Source organism: Allobosea sp. CRIB-10 (assembly GCF_900112185.1).
In the GTDB taxonomy this organism is placed as follows: domain Bacteria; phylum Pseudomonadota; class Alphaproteobacteria; order Rhizobiales; family Beijerinckiaceae; genus Allobosea.
In genome coordinates, this window is sequence record NZ_FOKP01000005.1 from 131,932 (window position 1) to 146,899 (window position 14,968).

Annotated in this window: 10 protein-coding genes and 1 pseudogene; 5 read left to right on the forward strand and 6 right to left on the reverse strand. The window is 66.4% G+C overall.

Translation table 11 applies throughout. The features are described 5' to 3' along the window. Positions 1-29: 29 nt before the first annotated feature. The 3 genes from BMZ69_RS09195 to BMZ69_RS09205 all read left to right on the forward strand — a co-directional run bounded on the left by BMZ69_RS09195 (position 30) and on the right by BMZ69_RS09205 (position 4,996). Positions 30-2,945: a ribonucleoside-diphosphate reductase subunit alpha gene (locus BMZ69_RS09195; RefSeq protein WP_092156269.1), complete on the forward strand. Its 2,916-nt coding sequence runs from the start codon at positions 30-32 to the stop codon at positions 2,943-2,945. A gap of 138 nt (positions 2,946-3,083) precedes the next feature. Then, entirely contained in the window at positions 3,084-4,208 is a 1,125-nt protein-coding gene (locus BMZ69_RS09200; protein ID WP_092156270.1) for a ribonucleotide-diphosphate reductase subunit beta, read from the forward strand. A gap of 5 nt (positions 4,209-4,213) precedes the next feature. Continuing rightward, the gene (locus BMZ69_RS09205) at positions 4,214-4,996 is read left to right on the forward strand and encodes a (2Fe-2S) ferredoxin domain-containing protein (RefSeq protein ID WP_244543289.1); all 783 of its coding nucleotides are present in this window, start codon (positions 4,214-4,216) and stop codon (positions 4,994-4,996) included. Positions 4,997-5,221: 225 nt separating this feature from the next. Here the strand turns inward: BMZ69_RS09205 and BMZ69_RS32090 are convergent. From BMZ69_RS32090 to BMZ69_RS09235, 6 genes and pseudogenes are all read right to left on the reverse strand, one after another. After that, positions 5,222-5,507 (reverse strand): annotated as a pseudogene (locus tag BMZ69_RS32090) (P-type conjugative transfer ATPase TrbB); the annotation flags it as partial. Positions 5,508-6,026: 519 nt separating this feature from the next. Next, complete coding sequence (locus tag BMZ69_RS09215; protein ID WP_092156271.1) at positions 6,027-7,436, reverse strand: ABC transporter ATP-binding protein; 1,410 nt, start codon at positions 7,434-7,436, stop codon at positions 6,027-6,029. Then, positions 7,433-8,260 (reverse strand): ABC transporter permease, encoded by an 828-nt coding sequence (locus BMZ69_RS09220; protein ID WP_092156272.1) that lies wholly within the window; start codon positions 8,258-8,260, stop codon positions 7,433-7,435. Before BMZ69_RS09220 ends, BMZ69_RS09215 begins: the two co-directional genes overlap by 4 nt. After that, positions 8,257-9,192 carry an ABC transporter permease gene (locus BMZ69_RS09225; protein ID WP_092156273.1) on the reverse strand — a complete coding sequence of 312 codons (936 nt, stop codon included), beginning with the start codon at positions 9,190-9,192 and terminating at the stop codon, positions 8,257-8,259. Before BMZ69_RS09225 ends, BMZ69_RS09220 begins: the two co-directional genes overlap by 4 nt. Before the next feature lie 2 nt (positions 9,193-9,194). Then, complete coding sequence (locus BMZ69_RS09230; RefSeq protein ID WP_244543290.1) at positions 9,195-10,706, reverse strand: ABC transporter substrate-binding protein; 1,512 nt, start codon at positions 10,704-10,706, stop codon at positions 9,195-9,197. Between the two features lie 67 nt (positions 10,707-10,773). After that, positions 10,774-11,244: a Fur family transcriptional regulator gene (locus BMZ69_RS09235; protein ID WP_175506732.1), complete on the reverse strand. Its 471-nt coding sequence runs from the start codon at positions 11,242-11,244 to the stop codon at positions 10,774-10,776. 103 nt (positions 11,245-11,347) lie between these two features. On the opposite strand from BMZ69_RS09235, the gene zigA reads away from it, so the two are divergent. Both zigA and BMZ69_RS09245 read left to right on the forward strand, forming a co-directional pair. Beyond that, positions 11,348-12,580 (forward strand): zinc metallochaperone GTPase ZigA, encoded by a 1,233-nt coding sequence (gene zigA / locus BMZ69_RS09240; RefSeq protein ID WP_092156456.1) that lies wholly within the window; start codon positions 11,348-11,350, stop codon positions 12,578-12,580. A gap of 179 nt (positions 12,581-12,759) precedes the next feature. Beyond that, positions 12,760-14,967, forward strand: coding sequence for a TonB-dependent receptor family protein (locus tag BMZ69_RS09245; RefSeq protein ID WP_175506733.1), 2,208 nt, complete (start codon positions 12,760-12,762; stop codon positions 14,965-14,967). The last annotated feature ends 1 nt before the right edge of the window (position 14,968 follow it).

A 14,968-nucleotide genomic window follows, 5' to 3' on the forward strand; every position in this document is an offset into this window, starting at 1 on the left:
CAACATCTTGATTTTGGGGTTTGGAGCCGATGTCTCTTTCCATTGAAGTCGAACGGCCCAACGCCGTCTCGCCGGTCGCAAGCTCTGCTCCGCTGCTCCCCGCGGCGAACGAGCCCGGCTACCAGCTCATCCGCCGTAACGGCGCCGTGACGCCCTTCGATCCCTCCAAGATTGCGGTCGCGCTGACCAAGGCCTTCCTTGCCGTCGAGGGCTCCAGCGCCGCCGCCTCGCGCCGCATCCACGACGTCGTCGCCGAGTTGACCGAGCAGGTCGTCGCCGGATTGACGCGTCGCGCCGCCACGGGCCGCACCTTCCATATCGAGGACGTGCAGGACCAGGTCGAGCTCGCGCTGATGCGCGGCGAGCACCACAAGGTCGCCCGTGCCTATGTGCTCTATCGGGCGGAGCGCGCGCGCGAGCGCGCCAAGGCGGTCGCCGAGGCGAAGCCTGCCGCCGCCGCTGCGCCCTCGCTGCAGATGAAGCTCGCCGACGGCACGCTGGTTCCGCTCGATGCCGCGCGTCTCGACAAGGTGGTGCGCGAAGCCTGCGCCGGTCTGGACGGCGTCTCGTCCGAGCCGGTCCTGACCGAGGCGCGCCGCAATCTCTATGATGGCATCTCGCTCGACGAGTTGGCGCTGGCGCCGATCCTCGCCGCGCGCACGCTGATCGAAAGCGAGCCGAACTATGCGAAAGTCTCGGCCCGGCTGCTGCTCGACAAGCTCAGGCGCGAGGCGCTGAGCTTCGTCAGCGGCCGCGCCGAGCAGGCGACGCAAGGCGAGATGGCTGGCCGCTATGGCGATTACTTCGAAGCCTATCTGAAGGTCGGTATCGCCAACGAACTGGTCGATCCCGAGCTCGGCCGCTTCGACATCGCCCGCATCGCGGCGGCACTGAAGCCCGAGCGCGACCTGCAGTTCGACTATCTCGGCTTCCAGACACTCTACGACCGCTATTTCCTGCATGTCCGCGGCAACCGCTTCGAGCTGCCACAGGCCTTCTTCATGCGTGTCGCCATGGGGCTGGCGCTGCGCGAGATCGACCGCGAGGCGCGGGCTATCGAGTTCTACGACCTGCTCTCCTCCTTCGACTTCATGGCCTCGACGCCGACACTGTTCAATTCGGGCACGCTGCGGCCGCAGCTCTCCTCCTGCTTCCTGACCACGGTCGCCGACGATCTTGACGGCATCTTCAAGGCGGTGAAGGACAATGCCCTGCTCGCCAAGTACTCGGGCGGCCTCGGCAATGACTGGACGCCGGTGCGCGGCCTCGGTGCCCATATCAAGGGCACCAATGGCGAGAGCCAGGGCGTGGTGCCGTTCCTGAAGGTCGCGAACGACACTGCCATCGCGGTCAACCAGGGCGGCAAGCGGAAAGGGGCGGTCTGCGCCTATCTCGAGACCTGGCATGTCGACATCGAGGAGTTCCTCGACCTTCGCAAGAACACCGGCGACGACCGCCGCCGCACCCACGACATGAACACGGCGAACTGGATCCCCGACCTGTTCATGCAGCGCGTCGAGGCCGGCGCCGACTGGACTTTGTTCTCGCCGGACGAGGTGCCGGAGCTGCACGATCTCTATGGCAAGCCCTTCAAGGCCGCCTACGAGGCCTATGAGGCGAAGGCCGCGACCGGCGAGATCAAGGTGTTCAAGCGCGTGAAGGCGCTCGATCTCTGGCGGCGCATGCTGACCATGCTGTTCGAGACCGGCCACCCCTGGATCACCTTCAAGGACGCCTGCAACCTGCGCTCGCCACAGCAGCATGCCGGCGTGGTCCATTCCTCGAATCTCTGCACCGAGATCACGCTCAACACTTCGGCCGACGAGGTCGCCGTCTGCAATCTCGGCTCGGTGAACCTGGCCGCCCATGTCACGGCAGAGGGGCTCGACCAGGCGCGCCTCAAGCGCACGGTGACGACCGCGATGCGCATGCTCGACAATGTCGTCGACATCAACTTCTACACGATCCCCGAGGCGCGCCGCTCGAACCTGCGCCATCGCCCGGTCGGGCTCGGCCTGATGGGTTTCCAGGACGCGCTGCAGGCACTGCGCCTGCCGGCGGCGTCGGAGGAGGCGGTCGCCTTCGCCGACAGCTCGATGGAGGCGATCAGCTTCCACGCCATCTCGGCCTCGGTCGATCTCGCCGCCGAGCGCGGCCGCTATCCGAGCTTCGAGGGCTCGCTCTGGTCGAAGGGCATCCTGCCGATCGACTCGCTCGACATCCTGTCCGAGGCTCGCGACGGCGATGTCGAGCTCGACCGGTCCGCGACGCTGGATTGGGAGACCTTGCGCGAGCGGGTGAAGACCACTGGCATGCGCAACTCCAACACGATGGCGATCGCCCCGACCGCGACGATCTCGAACATCGTCGGCGTCTCGCAGTCGATCGAGCCGAGCTACAGCCAGCTCTACGTCAAGGCGAACATGTCGGGCGACTTCACCGTGGTGAATGCCGGGCTGGTCCACGACCTGAAGGCGAGGGGGCTCTGGGACGAGGTGATGGTCTCGGACCTGAAATACTATGACGGCAAGGTCAGCCAGATCGACCGTGTCCCGGCCGATTTGAAGGCGCTCTATGCCACCTCCTTCGAGATCCCGACGGAATGGCTGATCCGCGCTGCCGCGCGCCGGCAGAAATGGATCGACCAGGGCCAGTCGCTCAACCTCTACATGGCGCAGCCCTCCGGCCGGAAGCTCGACGAGGCCTACCGCCTGGCCTGGCGGCTCGGCCTGAAGACGACCTATTACCTGCGGGCGCTATCGGCGACCCATGTCGAGAAGTCGACGCTGAAGGGCACCGACGGCAAGCTCAACGCCGTTTCGGCCACCGTGCCGGTCGCGGCCAAGGCGGCCGCACCGATCATCGTCGACATCCCGCTGGAGAATGGCATGGCCGTGCCGAACGCCTGCTCGATCGACGATCCGACCTGCGAGGCCTGCCAGTAACGGCCGCTCCTTCTCCGGCGCCTTCATCGTCATGGTCGGACTTATCCCGACCATCCACGTCAAGACGTGGATGCTCGCCACAAGGGCGAGCATGACGGGGAAGGCTGACCTGCCTCATTCAATCGAACGGAACATCCCATGCTCGACTGGTCCGACACCAAGCCCACGCCCGCCGCCAACCCCGCCATCCTGACCAATACCACCCCCGCCGACGCCACCGGCCTCGGCGAGATCGATCGCAATGGCGGGCGCGTCAGCGTCGACGAGAAGCGCATGATCAATGCGCGTGCCGATGTGAACCAGCTCTTGCCGCTCAAGTACAAATGGGCCTGGGAGAAATACCTCGCCGGCTGCAACAACCACTGGATGCCGACCGAGGTCTCGATGCAGGCCGACATCGCGCTGTGGAAGTCGAAGGACGGCCTCACCGAGGACGAGCGGCGCATGCTCAAGCGCAATCTCGGCTTCTTCGCCGCGTCCGAGAGCCTCGTCGCCAACAACATCGTGCTGGCGATCTATCGCCACCTGACCAATCCCGAATGCCGGCAGTACCTGCTGCGTCAGGCCTTCGAGGAGGCGATCCACACCCACACCTTCCAGTACATCGTCGAGAGTCTCGGCCTCGACGAGGGCGAACTGTTCAACATGTACCGCGAGGTGCCCTCGATCACCGACAAGGCGGCCTGGGCGCTGAAGCACACGCAGAGCATCGAGAGCCCGGAATTCCGCACCGGCACGCCGGAGAACGACCAGGCGCTGCTGCGCGACCTCATCACCTTCTACGCGATCTTCGAAGGCATGTGGTTCTATACCGGCTTCGCGCAGATCCTCTCGCTCGGCCGGCGCAACAAGATGGTGGGGATCGCCGAGCAGTATCAGTACATCCTGCGCGATGAATCGATCCATCTGAACTTCGGCATCGACGTTATCAACCAGATCAAGATCGAGAACCCGCATCTCTGGACCAAGGCCTTCCAGGACGAGGTCCGCGGCATGATCCGCGATGCGGCCGAACTCGAGGCCGCCTATGGCCGGGACACGATGCCGAGGGGCTTCCTCGGTCTGAATGCCGCGCTCTGCGAGCAATACATGCATTTCATCGCCAACCGCCGCTGCGGCCAGCTCGGCCTCACCCCCGTCTTCGCCGAGACCGAGAACCCGTTCCCCTGGATGAGCGAGGCGATGGACCTGAAGAAGGAGAAGAACTTCTTCGAGACCCGCGTGATCGAGTATCAGAACGGCGGCGCGTTGAGCTGGGAGTGAGCCGGGTGAGCGAGGTTGGGGAGACGGCCTTGCCAGCGCCGCTGACAGTGCTGCTGCTCGCGCGCTCGGCGATCACGGCTCCGCCGCTGAAGGAGATGGAACGGCTGCGCGACGCGCTCGCGATGCACCCCGGCGTCGATGAAGCCTTGTTCGCCTTTTCCGAACAGGGCTCGCCCTCGCTGCGGCACGCACTCGACACGCTGACAGCCTCCGGCTGCGGCCGGCTGGTCATCCTGCCGATGCTGATCCCGGCCGAGCCGAACTTCCAGGCCTGGCTCACACGCACCCTGACGCGCTGGCGCTCGCGCGACGAGCGGCCCTGGCCTGCCATCGAGGTCGCGGCCTTGCTGCCGAACGAAGCGAGCCTGGTCTCGCTGCTCCACGCGGCGCTTGCGGCCGAGCGGACCGAACTGTCGCTCGGCGCGGCCAAGGCGTCGCCGGAGGGCTCGCTCGTGCCGGCCCAGAAGCGGCGCGTGCTGGTCTGCATGGGCGGCCCCTGCAATGTCGCGGGCGCCGAAGTGATCTGGGGCCACTTCCGCAACGAGCAGGATCGCCTGTCGCTGCGGACCTCCGGCGATGGCTGCATGAGCGCCAAGACGAGCTGTCTTGGACCGTGCAATCTGGCGCCGGTCGTCCAGGTCTGGCCTGAGGGCACCTATTATGGCGGCGTCGACGAAGCCGCGGTCGACCGCATCATCGCCGAGCATGTGCTAGGAAACACGCCGGTCGCGAACCTCGCTTATGAGCCGACCGGCAAGAAGCAGTTTCTGCGGGCTCGCGAAGCCTGACGCCGTCATGCGGGGAGGGGCGGATAGATAGGCGAAATAAACACCTCGTGATGGAGTGTTGGCAAACAGATAAAATCAATGGCTTATGATGATTTGTATGTAAGGTATGCTCGCAAAAATTCCCCGTCGATTTCATTTCGTTCTCGCGATTGAGGCGCTGACAGGCTCCTGGAATTCTCCTCTTTCTCGCTTGGTCGCGTTCCATGGCGCGAAGGCCATGCCGCTGGCGAAAGCGGGCGACGCGACGACCGGCGGCAGCAGTCCTTCGAAGCGCTCGTCGGTGCCCGGCAGAGACGCGCGGCGCGCCGGGATGCACCTCGGCGCCGACATGGCGGGCGAAGAGACGGATGATGCGCTCGCCTTCAGGAGGCGATAATCGCTCACCCGTATCGGCCAGGCCGTCGGCGAGGCGGTCGATCCACAGCCGACCGTGCCGATTGAGCATCACCTCGACGATGCTGGGGTCGTCGAGGAACTCGGCGATGGCTGGTCCGAGCGCGGTCCGCAGCATGCGGGCGCTGCGCAGGAGCGTATCGGAATTGCTGCGAGAGGTAGCCCATCTCCTTCCCGTATCGGCGCGGACGCGTCGTGAAGATCCCGTGCGGGGCTGATTAAGAAAGCCGCGAGTTCGGCGGATTCAACAAGCTTGGAGGCGTGGTCGTGGTCTAGAGTATTTCCGCATTTCTCCGAATCACGGAAATACTTTAGCTCATTATTTTATCGCATTTTCTTCATGCGAACTGGTATCCACTTCGCTCGAAAACGCTCTAACGCGCAAAAACAGGGCGGCGGCGGACCGCGTTCATGGTTGAAACGTCGGAGCTGAGCGGTGGCCACATCGGGCAGGCGAGCTCCCGGAGCTACTCGATTTGCAAGCATGCAATCCTCGCCCAGCGGCCCGCTGGATCACCGGGTGCGTGCGATCAGCTGCAGGCTATCGCCTGCGGGGGGCATTCTTGACGCCCCAATTGCCAATACTTGCGGGGATTGAAGCCTTGTTCAGGACGATAGCATCGGCGCGCAAGCAGACTCAGTTCGGCAGTCGCAGAATGCGTGACGCAACTTTCTCCGCCAGCGCGACCTCATGCGTGACCATGAGCAGTCCGAGGCCGCGCTCGCGGACCGCTTCGATCAGGATGGCGAAGACCTGCTTCTGGCTGATCGGATCCAGCCGCGAGGTCGCTTCGTCAGCGAAGAGGAAAACCGGATCGAGCAGCAGCGCCCGCAAGATCGCGAAGCGTTGCAATTCCCCGCCGGACACCTCGTTCGGACGACGATCGAGAAGCTCCTGCCCAAGACCGAAACGGCCCATACTCGCCTCGGCCTGAGACCAGGGGAGCCCGTGCAGCTTCAACAGGTCACCGAGGCCTTGCCGCAAGGTCTGGTGCGGCGCAAAGGCAGCTGGCGGATCCTGGTAGAGCTTCTGGAAGCGGATCTGAGCAATATCCGGTGCGCGCTGAACCTCGCCCCGGTCGGCCCGGACCAGGCCCAGGAGGATGTTGCCGATGGTCGTCTTGCCACAGCCGCTCGGGCCGACGATCGCGACGATCTCGCCGCGCCGGACCGAGATGTCCAGACCGTCGAAGAGTGTCCGCTCGCCGAAACGCTTGGCGAGCCCGCGCGCCGAGGCCACGGCCTCGCCGGCCGGCGGCAGGGCAGGGGCCGTCCAGCGGGCCGGGTCGGCGGCGATCAGCGTGCGGGCGTAGTCGTGGCGCGGCCGTTCCAAGACCTCTGCCGCCGGGCCGAACTCGACGAGAGCGCCGTCCTGCATCACGCCGATCAATCCGCCGAGCGCGGCTGCGACCTCGATGTCATGGGTGATCGTGAGCAGGAGGCGGCCCTGCTCGACCTCGCGGCGCAGCCTGTCGACGACGCCGTCGCGCAGAGCCGCATCGAGTCCCTTGGTCGGCTCGTCGGCAATCAGTAGCGAGGCGCCTGCGGCATGGGTAACCGCGATGGCGGCGCGCTGGCACATGCCGCCTGAGAGCTCGTGCGGATAGGCTTGCGTTCGATCGCCCAGCCCGACCTCGGCAAGGTCTGAACGCATGCTCGTCCCGGCTTCCGCCGAGCCGAGGCCGTGCAGGTATTCGTGGACCTCGCCGACCTGCCCGGCGATGCGCATGGTCGGATCGAGCGCGAGCCAGGGCTCCTGCGGCAGGATGGCGATCGTCCGCCCCCAACGCGCGCGCGTCTGCGCGGGGCTGGCGGCGAGCAGGTCGGCGTCGTCCAGCTTGATCTCACCACGCGCCGAGAGCCCCGTCGGCAGGCTTCCCATGATGGCATGAGCAACCAGCGACTTGCCCGAGCCGCTGGCACCGAGCAACGTGACAGGCCGGCCCTGCGAGATTTTTAAAGCGACGTCTCGGACAATCGTGGTGCCGCTGGCGCGGATCTCCAGGCCGGCGACTGTCAGGGACTGAAAGCGGACCGGGGCGTTCATCGAATATCGCTCCGCGTCGCGAGCTGGAGCCCGAGCACGAGCAGGAAGATGAGGAGGCCCGGCATCAGCACATGCAGTGGCGCCTCGGCATAGTATGGCAGCAGCTCGACGATCATCGCGCCGAGCTCAGGCGTCGGCGGGCGAAGCCCGACGCTGATCGCGCTCAAGGTCGAGATCGCGATGATCGCGGTCGACATGGCGAAGGCGGCGAGCGTGATCAGGATCGGCCGGATCTCGGGCAGGACAAGGCTGCGCAGGATATAACCGGTGCCGAAGCCGAGCAGCCGCGTCGCCTCGACATGGGGCTGCTTCAGCACGCCGGCCGCCGTGACGCGGGTGACGCGGTAGAACTCGATCCAGAGCGTCAGCGCGAGGCCGAGATAGAGCGGCCCGAAGGTGCCCGGCGCAAAGGCGAGCAGGATCAGCACCAGCAGCAGCCCCGGCAAAGCGAGGAGGACCGTCGAGAACAGTTCGAGCGCCCGTTCGAGCAGGCCCCCGCGCCAGGCGGCGAGCAGGCCGAGCAGGATGCCGGGCACGGCTGCCGTCGCGACGGTGAGCAGCGCCATGCCGAAGGAGAGGCGCGCGCCATAAGCGAGGCGGGCGAGCATGCTGCGGCCATAGTGGTCGGCGCCGAGCCAATAATCGGACCCGGGCGGCGCGAGGCTCGCTGCGAAATCCTGCTCGGTGGGATCGGCCGTGACCAGCAGCGGGCCAAGCAGCGCGAACAGCGCCAGCAGGCCGAGCAGAATGAGCCCGGTCGTGCGCGCCGGCGTCAGCCAGACGCGCTTCGCCGCTGGAATGAGGGTGGCGTCAGCGATGCTCATGCGCGTTTCGGCCTGGGATCGAGCCAGTGGCAGGCGAGATCGACCGCCATGGCGATGACGACGAAGAGCAGACCCATGGCAAGCGCCGTGCCCTGCACCATCGGCACGTCGCGGGCGATCACGGCATGGACCAGAGCATGGCCGATGCCGGGGATACCGAACAGCGTTTCCACCACGACGACGCCCTCGATCAGATAGATCGCCTGCAAAGCGAGATAGGAGACGACGGGAATGGCGGCGTTGCGCAGCACATGCCGGCGCACGACCACCGGCTCCGGCAAGCCCTTCAGCCGCGCGAAGGCGAAATAGGGCGTGCGCACCACGGCCGCGACGGCGTCGCGTGCGACGCGGCTGGAGACAGCGGCGAGGCCGAGCGCGAGCGTCAGCGCCGGCAGCGCCAGATCACGCCAAGTGCCATAGCCCGCCGGCGGGAACAGGCCGAGCAGCATGGCGAAGACGAGGATCAGGATCAGCCCGAGCACGAAAGGCGGCAGCGAGCGCAGGACGATCGCGCCGCCGAGCGAAGCGTTGTCGACCCAGCCGCCGCGCCTCAATCCCGCGAGCAGCCCGATCGGCGGACCGAGCAGCAGCGACAGCACGAGCGCCGATCCCGAGAGCCAGAGCGTCGCGCCGAGCTGGATCCGCAACTCCTTCGTGATCGGCAGGCCGGTGACGACGGAGTGGCCGAGATCGAGCCGCGCCAGCTGCCCGAGCGAAGCGCCGAGCTGGACGAGGAGCGGCTGGTCGAGGCCGAGTTCGCGCCGGACGATCTCGGCAGCTTCGGTGATGTTGGCGTCGGGCCCATAGCGGCCGGCTGCGATGCGCATGGCAGGATCGCCCGGCAGGGCCCGCACAAGCACGAAGCAGAGGATGCCGACGACGAGCACGACCAGCCCGGCCTGAAGCAGCCGGGCGAGAACGAGGCGTTGCATGCCTATTGGGCCCAGCGGATCGAGGCAAGCCCGTAGTTCACTTCGAGCGGGTCGATGCGCAGGCCGGTGACGCGCTTGTTGGCGACGATGGCGAGCTCCGACCAGGTCACCGGGATGCTCGGCAGCTCGCTCTGCAGGATCGCGATCGCCCGCTTCTGCATCGGCGCGCGTGCAGCGGGGTCGCTGGTCTGCGCCATTGTCTCGACCAGCGCGTTGAGCTCGTCACTGGACCAGCCGGTCGCGCCCCAGTCGCTGCCGCCTGACTTGTAGTCGTCGCGCAGCGTGCCAATGGCGTCCGGCACGATCGAGTAGAGCCGCGAGACCAGCCCCATCTCCAGCGTGCCGTCCTTGTGCCGCGCCGGGATCTCGGAGCTGTTGCCGACCGAGACCTTGGCGTCGATGCCGACCTGCTTGAGCTGCGCCTGGATCGCGGTGGCGATAGGCGGAAGCTCGGGCCAGCTCGCATAGGTCAGCAGCGTGAAGGAGAAGGGCTTGCCGTCCTTCTGCAGGATACCGTCGGCGCCCGGCGTCCAGCCGGCTTCGGCGAGCAGCGCCTTCGCAGCCGCCAGATCGCGCTTCAGCGGAGGAAGCTCCGGGTCGTTCCAGCCGGCCAGCGCCTTCGGGAAGAGCTGGGTCGCCGCGAGATCGGCGTTGCGCAGGATGACGCGCGTGGTGCCCTCGCGGTCGAGCGCGGCGCTGATCGCACGCCTGACCCGAACATCGCTGAACAGGGGCGAGGCAGCATTGACCTTGAGCATGCGCGTGCGCGGGATCGTGGCGATGCGGACGTCGAGATTCGGGTTGCGCTTCAGGCGCTCGACCGAGACCGGCAGCATCGAGAAGACGAGATCGGCCTCGCCGCTCTCGGCCATCAGGGCACGGGTCTCGCCCTGGCCGACGGCCTGATACTCGACCTCGGCAATGCCGGGCTTCGCGCCGGTCCATTCCGGAGCGGATTCGAGCTGCATGTTGAGCGGCGGCGTCAGGCTCTTCACGCGATAGGGGCCTGAGCCGACGATCCGCTCGACCTTGCCCGACGCGCCGACCGAAGACGGAGCCAGGATGATGGTGGTGAAGTTGACCAGATAGGCCGGCAGCGCGGCGAACGGCTTCGACAGGCGGATGACCACGTCCTGGCCGTCGGGCTCGACGCCAGCGACCGGCACCTGGCTGAACACGCCGGCGCCGCCATGGACCTTGCGCAAGCTGTCGGCGACGATCGTCGCGGTCACCGGGCTGCCGTCATGGAAGCGAGCCCCATCACGCAGCCGGAAGCGCCAGGCCAGACCATCCGCGCTGGCGGACCAGGAGGTCGCGAGACCGCCGGTCAGCTTGCCATCGGCATCGACAGAGACCAGCGTCTCCGCGACCTGCATGCGGCTGAAGACGAAGCCCGATTGGGCCGGATCGATGCCTGCGATTTCCCAAGGCCCGACGACCTTCAGTGGCTTGGCCGCGGCCATGCCAGTCATGGCCAGCACCGCGACGGCGATCGCAACGAACTTCCTCGACACGCACGGCTCCATGAAATGTTATAGTGTTGCGGCCATAGCTGTACCGTGACCGCCAGGCAAGCCTGAATCAGCCAGGGTGCGAGAGGCTCATCCGCCGGCGACAATCGGAGCAGTCGCCTTCGACCTCCATCAGGCGCGAGGCGGGCGTGAAGCTCGCCGCGGCCAGCGTCGATCCCAGCGTTTGCCCTACGGCCGGCGACGAAACTTCATCGACCTCGCCGCATGACCGGCAGACGAGACAGAGCAGGGTCTCGTTCTCCGCCGGTGGCCGCTTGAGCAGCACATAGGCGCTTTGGGTCGCCAAGCGGTGCACCAGGCCGATCTCCATCAGGAATTCCAGCGAGCGATAGATGGATATGGGCGACATGTGCTTGCTAGCGCTCAACGCCCGCTGGATGTCGTAGGCTCCTAGCGGACGAGACTGCGCAGCCAAGACGGCGAGCACCTGGGTCCGCAGCGGGGTCAGGCTCTGCCTGCGGGAGCGGGCGCGAGCCGTGCCGAGCGCGATCAGCCCGTCGAGATCCGTCGAACGCGTCATCTGAGCCATACGATGTGCTTATCCCCAGCACCGAAGCGAGCGGTTGACATGTTATGTTATAGTGTAACACATGATTTCCATCAATCTACCGCCGAGTGTCGCCATGTTCTCTGCCCAAGCCACAGACTCGCGCCTTCCCGTCACCGTGTTGTCCGGCTTTCTCGGCGCCGGCAAGACGACGCTGCTCAACCACGTCCTCAACAACCGCGAGGGCCGCAAGGTCGCGGTCATCGTCAACGATATGAGCGAGGTCAACATCGACGCCGACCTCGTGCGGGCCGGTGGCGGCGATCTCTCGCGCACCGACGAGAAGCTGGTCGAGATGAGCAATGGCTGCATCTGCTGCACCTTGCGCGACGATCTCCTGGCCGAGGTCGGCCGGCTCGCCCGCGATGGCCGCTTCGACTACCTGCTGATCGAGGGCACCGGCATCGCCGAGCCGCTGCCGATCGCCGCGACCTTCGAATTCCGTGACGAGGACGGCTTCTCGCTCTCCGATCTTTCCCGGCTCGACACCATGGTGACGGTGGTCGACGCGGTGAACCTGCTCAAGGACTATGGCTCGCGCGATTTCCTGCGCGAGCGCGGCGAGACCGCCGGCGAGGGCGACGAACGCACGCTGGTCGATCTCCTGGTCGAGCAGATCGAGTTCGCCGATGTCGTCGTGCTCAACAAGGTCGCTGACGCCGGGCCGGAGGCGGTGGCGCAGGCGAAGCTGGTCATTCGCGCGCTCAATCCGGATGCGCGCTTGATCGAGGCCGATTTCGGCCGGGTGCCGCTTACCCAGATCCTCGATACCGGCCTGTTCGACCATGAGAAGGCGCAGGAGCATCCGCTCTGGCACAAGGAGCTCTACGGCTTCAAGGATCATGTGCCGGAGACCAAGGAGTACGGCATCTCCTCCTTCGTCTACCGGGCGCGCCGGCCCTTCCACCCCGAGAAGTTCAACGCCTTCCTCGCGAAGACCTGGCCTGGCCTGATCCGGGCCAAGGGCCATTTCTGGCTGGCGACGCGGCCGGAATGGGTCGGCGAGATGTCGCTCGCCGGTAGCATCTGCCGGACCGAAGCGATGGGCTTCTGGTGGGCCGCCGTGCCGCGCCCGCGCTGGCCCGATCATCGCGAATGGAAGGCGATCCTGAACCGGCACTGGCACTCGGTCTGGGGCGACCGCCGGCAGGAACTGGTCTTCATCGGGGCCGGGGTCGACGAGCGTGCCATCCGCGCCGGCCTCGATGCCTGCCTGCTCGGCGAGACGCCGACCATCGCCTTCAAGCCCGAGCGCTATCGCGATCTGCCCGACCCGTTCCCGGCCTGGCGCCGGGCAAACGCCGCCTGAGGCAGCAGCTGTTCCTCCGCGCGCCGGGCAAGCGACAACGCACGCGCCCGGCACGGAGCAATTCAAACCATATATGCAATGTTATATCGTTGAGGTCAGCGATGCCGTGGGCGCGTGGGCGATGGGGTAACAGGTCGACGCTATGCGATTATCGCACGAGACGTCGAAGTCGGAGCGCAGTGCTGATATCCGGTCTGGCATTGATCAGCGCTTCCACCGCGGTGGCCCAGCCGCGGACGCGGACGGAGCCTTCCGAGATCCTGCTGGAGACGATCACTGTTTCGGGCAGCGGGCCCGGCACGATGAGCCCGACCTTCGAGCAGCAGCGCGAGCGCTTCCTGCGCCGCCCGGGCGCCGAGACCGTCGTCGACGTCGCCAATGCCGAACCCGGCCGCAAGTCCAATCTCAACGACATGCTGGTGCGCACGCCCGGCATCTTCGTGTCCGAGCGCGGTCCCGGCTTGAGCGGCTTCATCTCGATGCGCGGCAGCGACATCTCGATCGACGGCTCCCGCAATGGCCGCGGCATCAGGGGCTATATCGACGGCATCCCGCTCGGTCGCACCGATGCCGGCCTGACCAATGTCCTGATCGATCCGCTGGCGGCCGACTTCATCGAGGTCTATCGCGGCGCCAACAGCCTGCGCTACGGCTCGATCGCGACCGGCGGGGCACTCAACGTCGTGTCGAAGACCGGCCTGACCGCGCCCGGCAGCAGCGTCACGATCTCGGGCGGCAGCTTCCGCAATTTCGGCACTCAGCTCGAAACCGGCGGCTCCAAGGGCAATGTCGACTGGTATGTCCAGGGCAACGTCACCGGCAGCGACGGCTACCAGCGCCATACCCGCGACCGCAACTACCGCTTCAGCGGCAATATCGGCATCCAGCTGACGCCCAACATCGAGAACCGCACCTTCTTCTCGGCCGGCGCCACCCGCCAGGATCTCGCCGAGACGCTGGCGCTCAACACGCTGAGATGGACGCGCAAGACCGCGCCGGCGAACTCCTATCTCTTCGACGAGGACAGCAACTTCAACTACCAGCGGCTGGCCAATCGCACGACCATCCGTGACGGCGCGACCAGCTATGAGCTCGGGCTCTACGTCCTGAACACGCAGCTCGACCATCTGCCGACGCCCTTCGCCGGCATCGTCGACTATGGCTGGCGCGACTACGGCGCCTCCTTCCGCGTCGCGCACAAGACCAGCATCGCCGGCCTGCCGACCGAGTTCGTCGGCGGCGTCCGGATCAACTACACCGATGCCGATTTCGAGCGCTTCCAGCACAGGAACAACGGCCGAGACAAGGGCCGTAAAATTCATGACAACCGCTTCACCTCCTGGCTGGCGGAAAGCTATGGCGAGGGCTCGATCGAGCTGCTGCCCGGTTTCCGCGCCTTCGCCGGCCTGCAGGGTGTCTTCACCAACCGCGATCTCAACGACCGCTATCGCGGCGGCGTGGTTGCGGCGCTCGGCCCGACCGCTGTTGGCGGGCCGCAGCCGGGCCGCACGGCCGGGCTTCAGCAATATGATCGCGATTTCGGGGCGGCCAACCCAAAGTTCGGCGTGAACTGGGAGCACAGCGCCGGGCATTTCCTCTTCGCCAACATCGCGCGCAGCTACGAAGTGCCTTCGGGAGCCGATCTCTCCGACGTGCTGAGCCTGCAATCGCAGACCGGCCGCAGTCTCACACCCCTGCGCGCGCAATCGGCCTGGACGGCCGAGCTCGGCGCTCGCGGCGGCTGGGATCGCTTCTCCTACGACGTGACCTTCTACCACATGCGGCTCAGGAACGAGATCCTGACCCGCTGCGCCACAGAGATCAATGCGAGCTGCTCGACCACCGTCGCCTTCAACGCCGACAAGACGATCCATAACGGCATAGAGCTCGGACTGAAGACCAGGCCCTTCGTCGATGTCTTCGCGCCGGGTGACAGCATCTTCGCCAACGCGGTCTACAACGTCACCGACTTCGCCTTCGACGGCGATCCGATCTATGGCGACGGCCGCCTGCCGGTGATCCCGAAGCACCAGTTCTTCGGCGAGGTCGGTTACCGCCATCCTGCCGGCTGGTTCGTCTCGGGCAATCTGCGGGCGCTGAGCGACCGGCGCACCACCTTCGACGGTTCGGGCGGGCCGGCCTTCGTCGTCCCGGGCTATGTGCTGTTCGGCGCCAAGGCCGGCTGGACCTCCAGCGACAAGGCCTGGACGGTCTTCATCGAGGGCCGCAACCTTGCCGACCGCACCTATGTCGCGGAGTTCGCCTCGACCCCGACCGTGCCGGTGGTGCAGTCGGGCCCGCCGGGCCGCTTCGTTGCACGCACCTCGCCGCAGGTGCGTCCCGGTGACGGGCGTGCCGTCTATGCCGGCCTGACGCATCGGTTCTGAG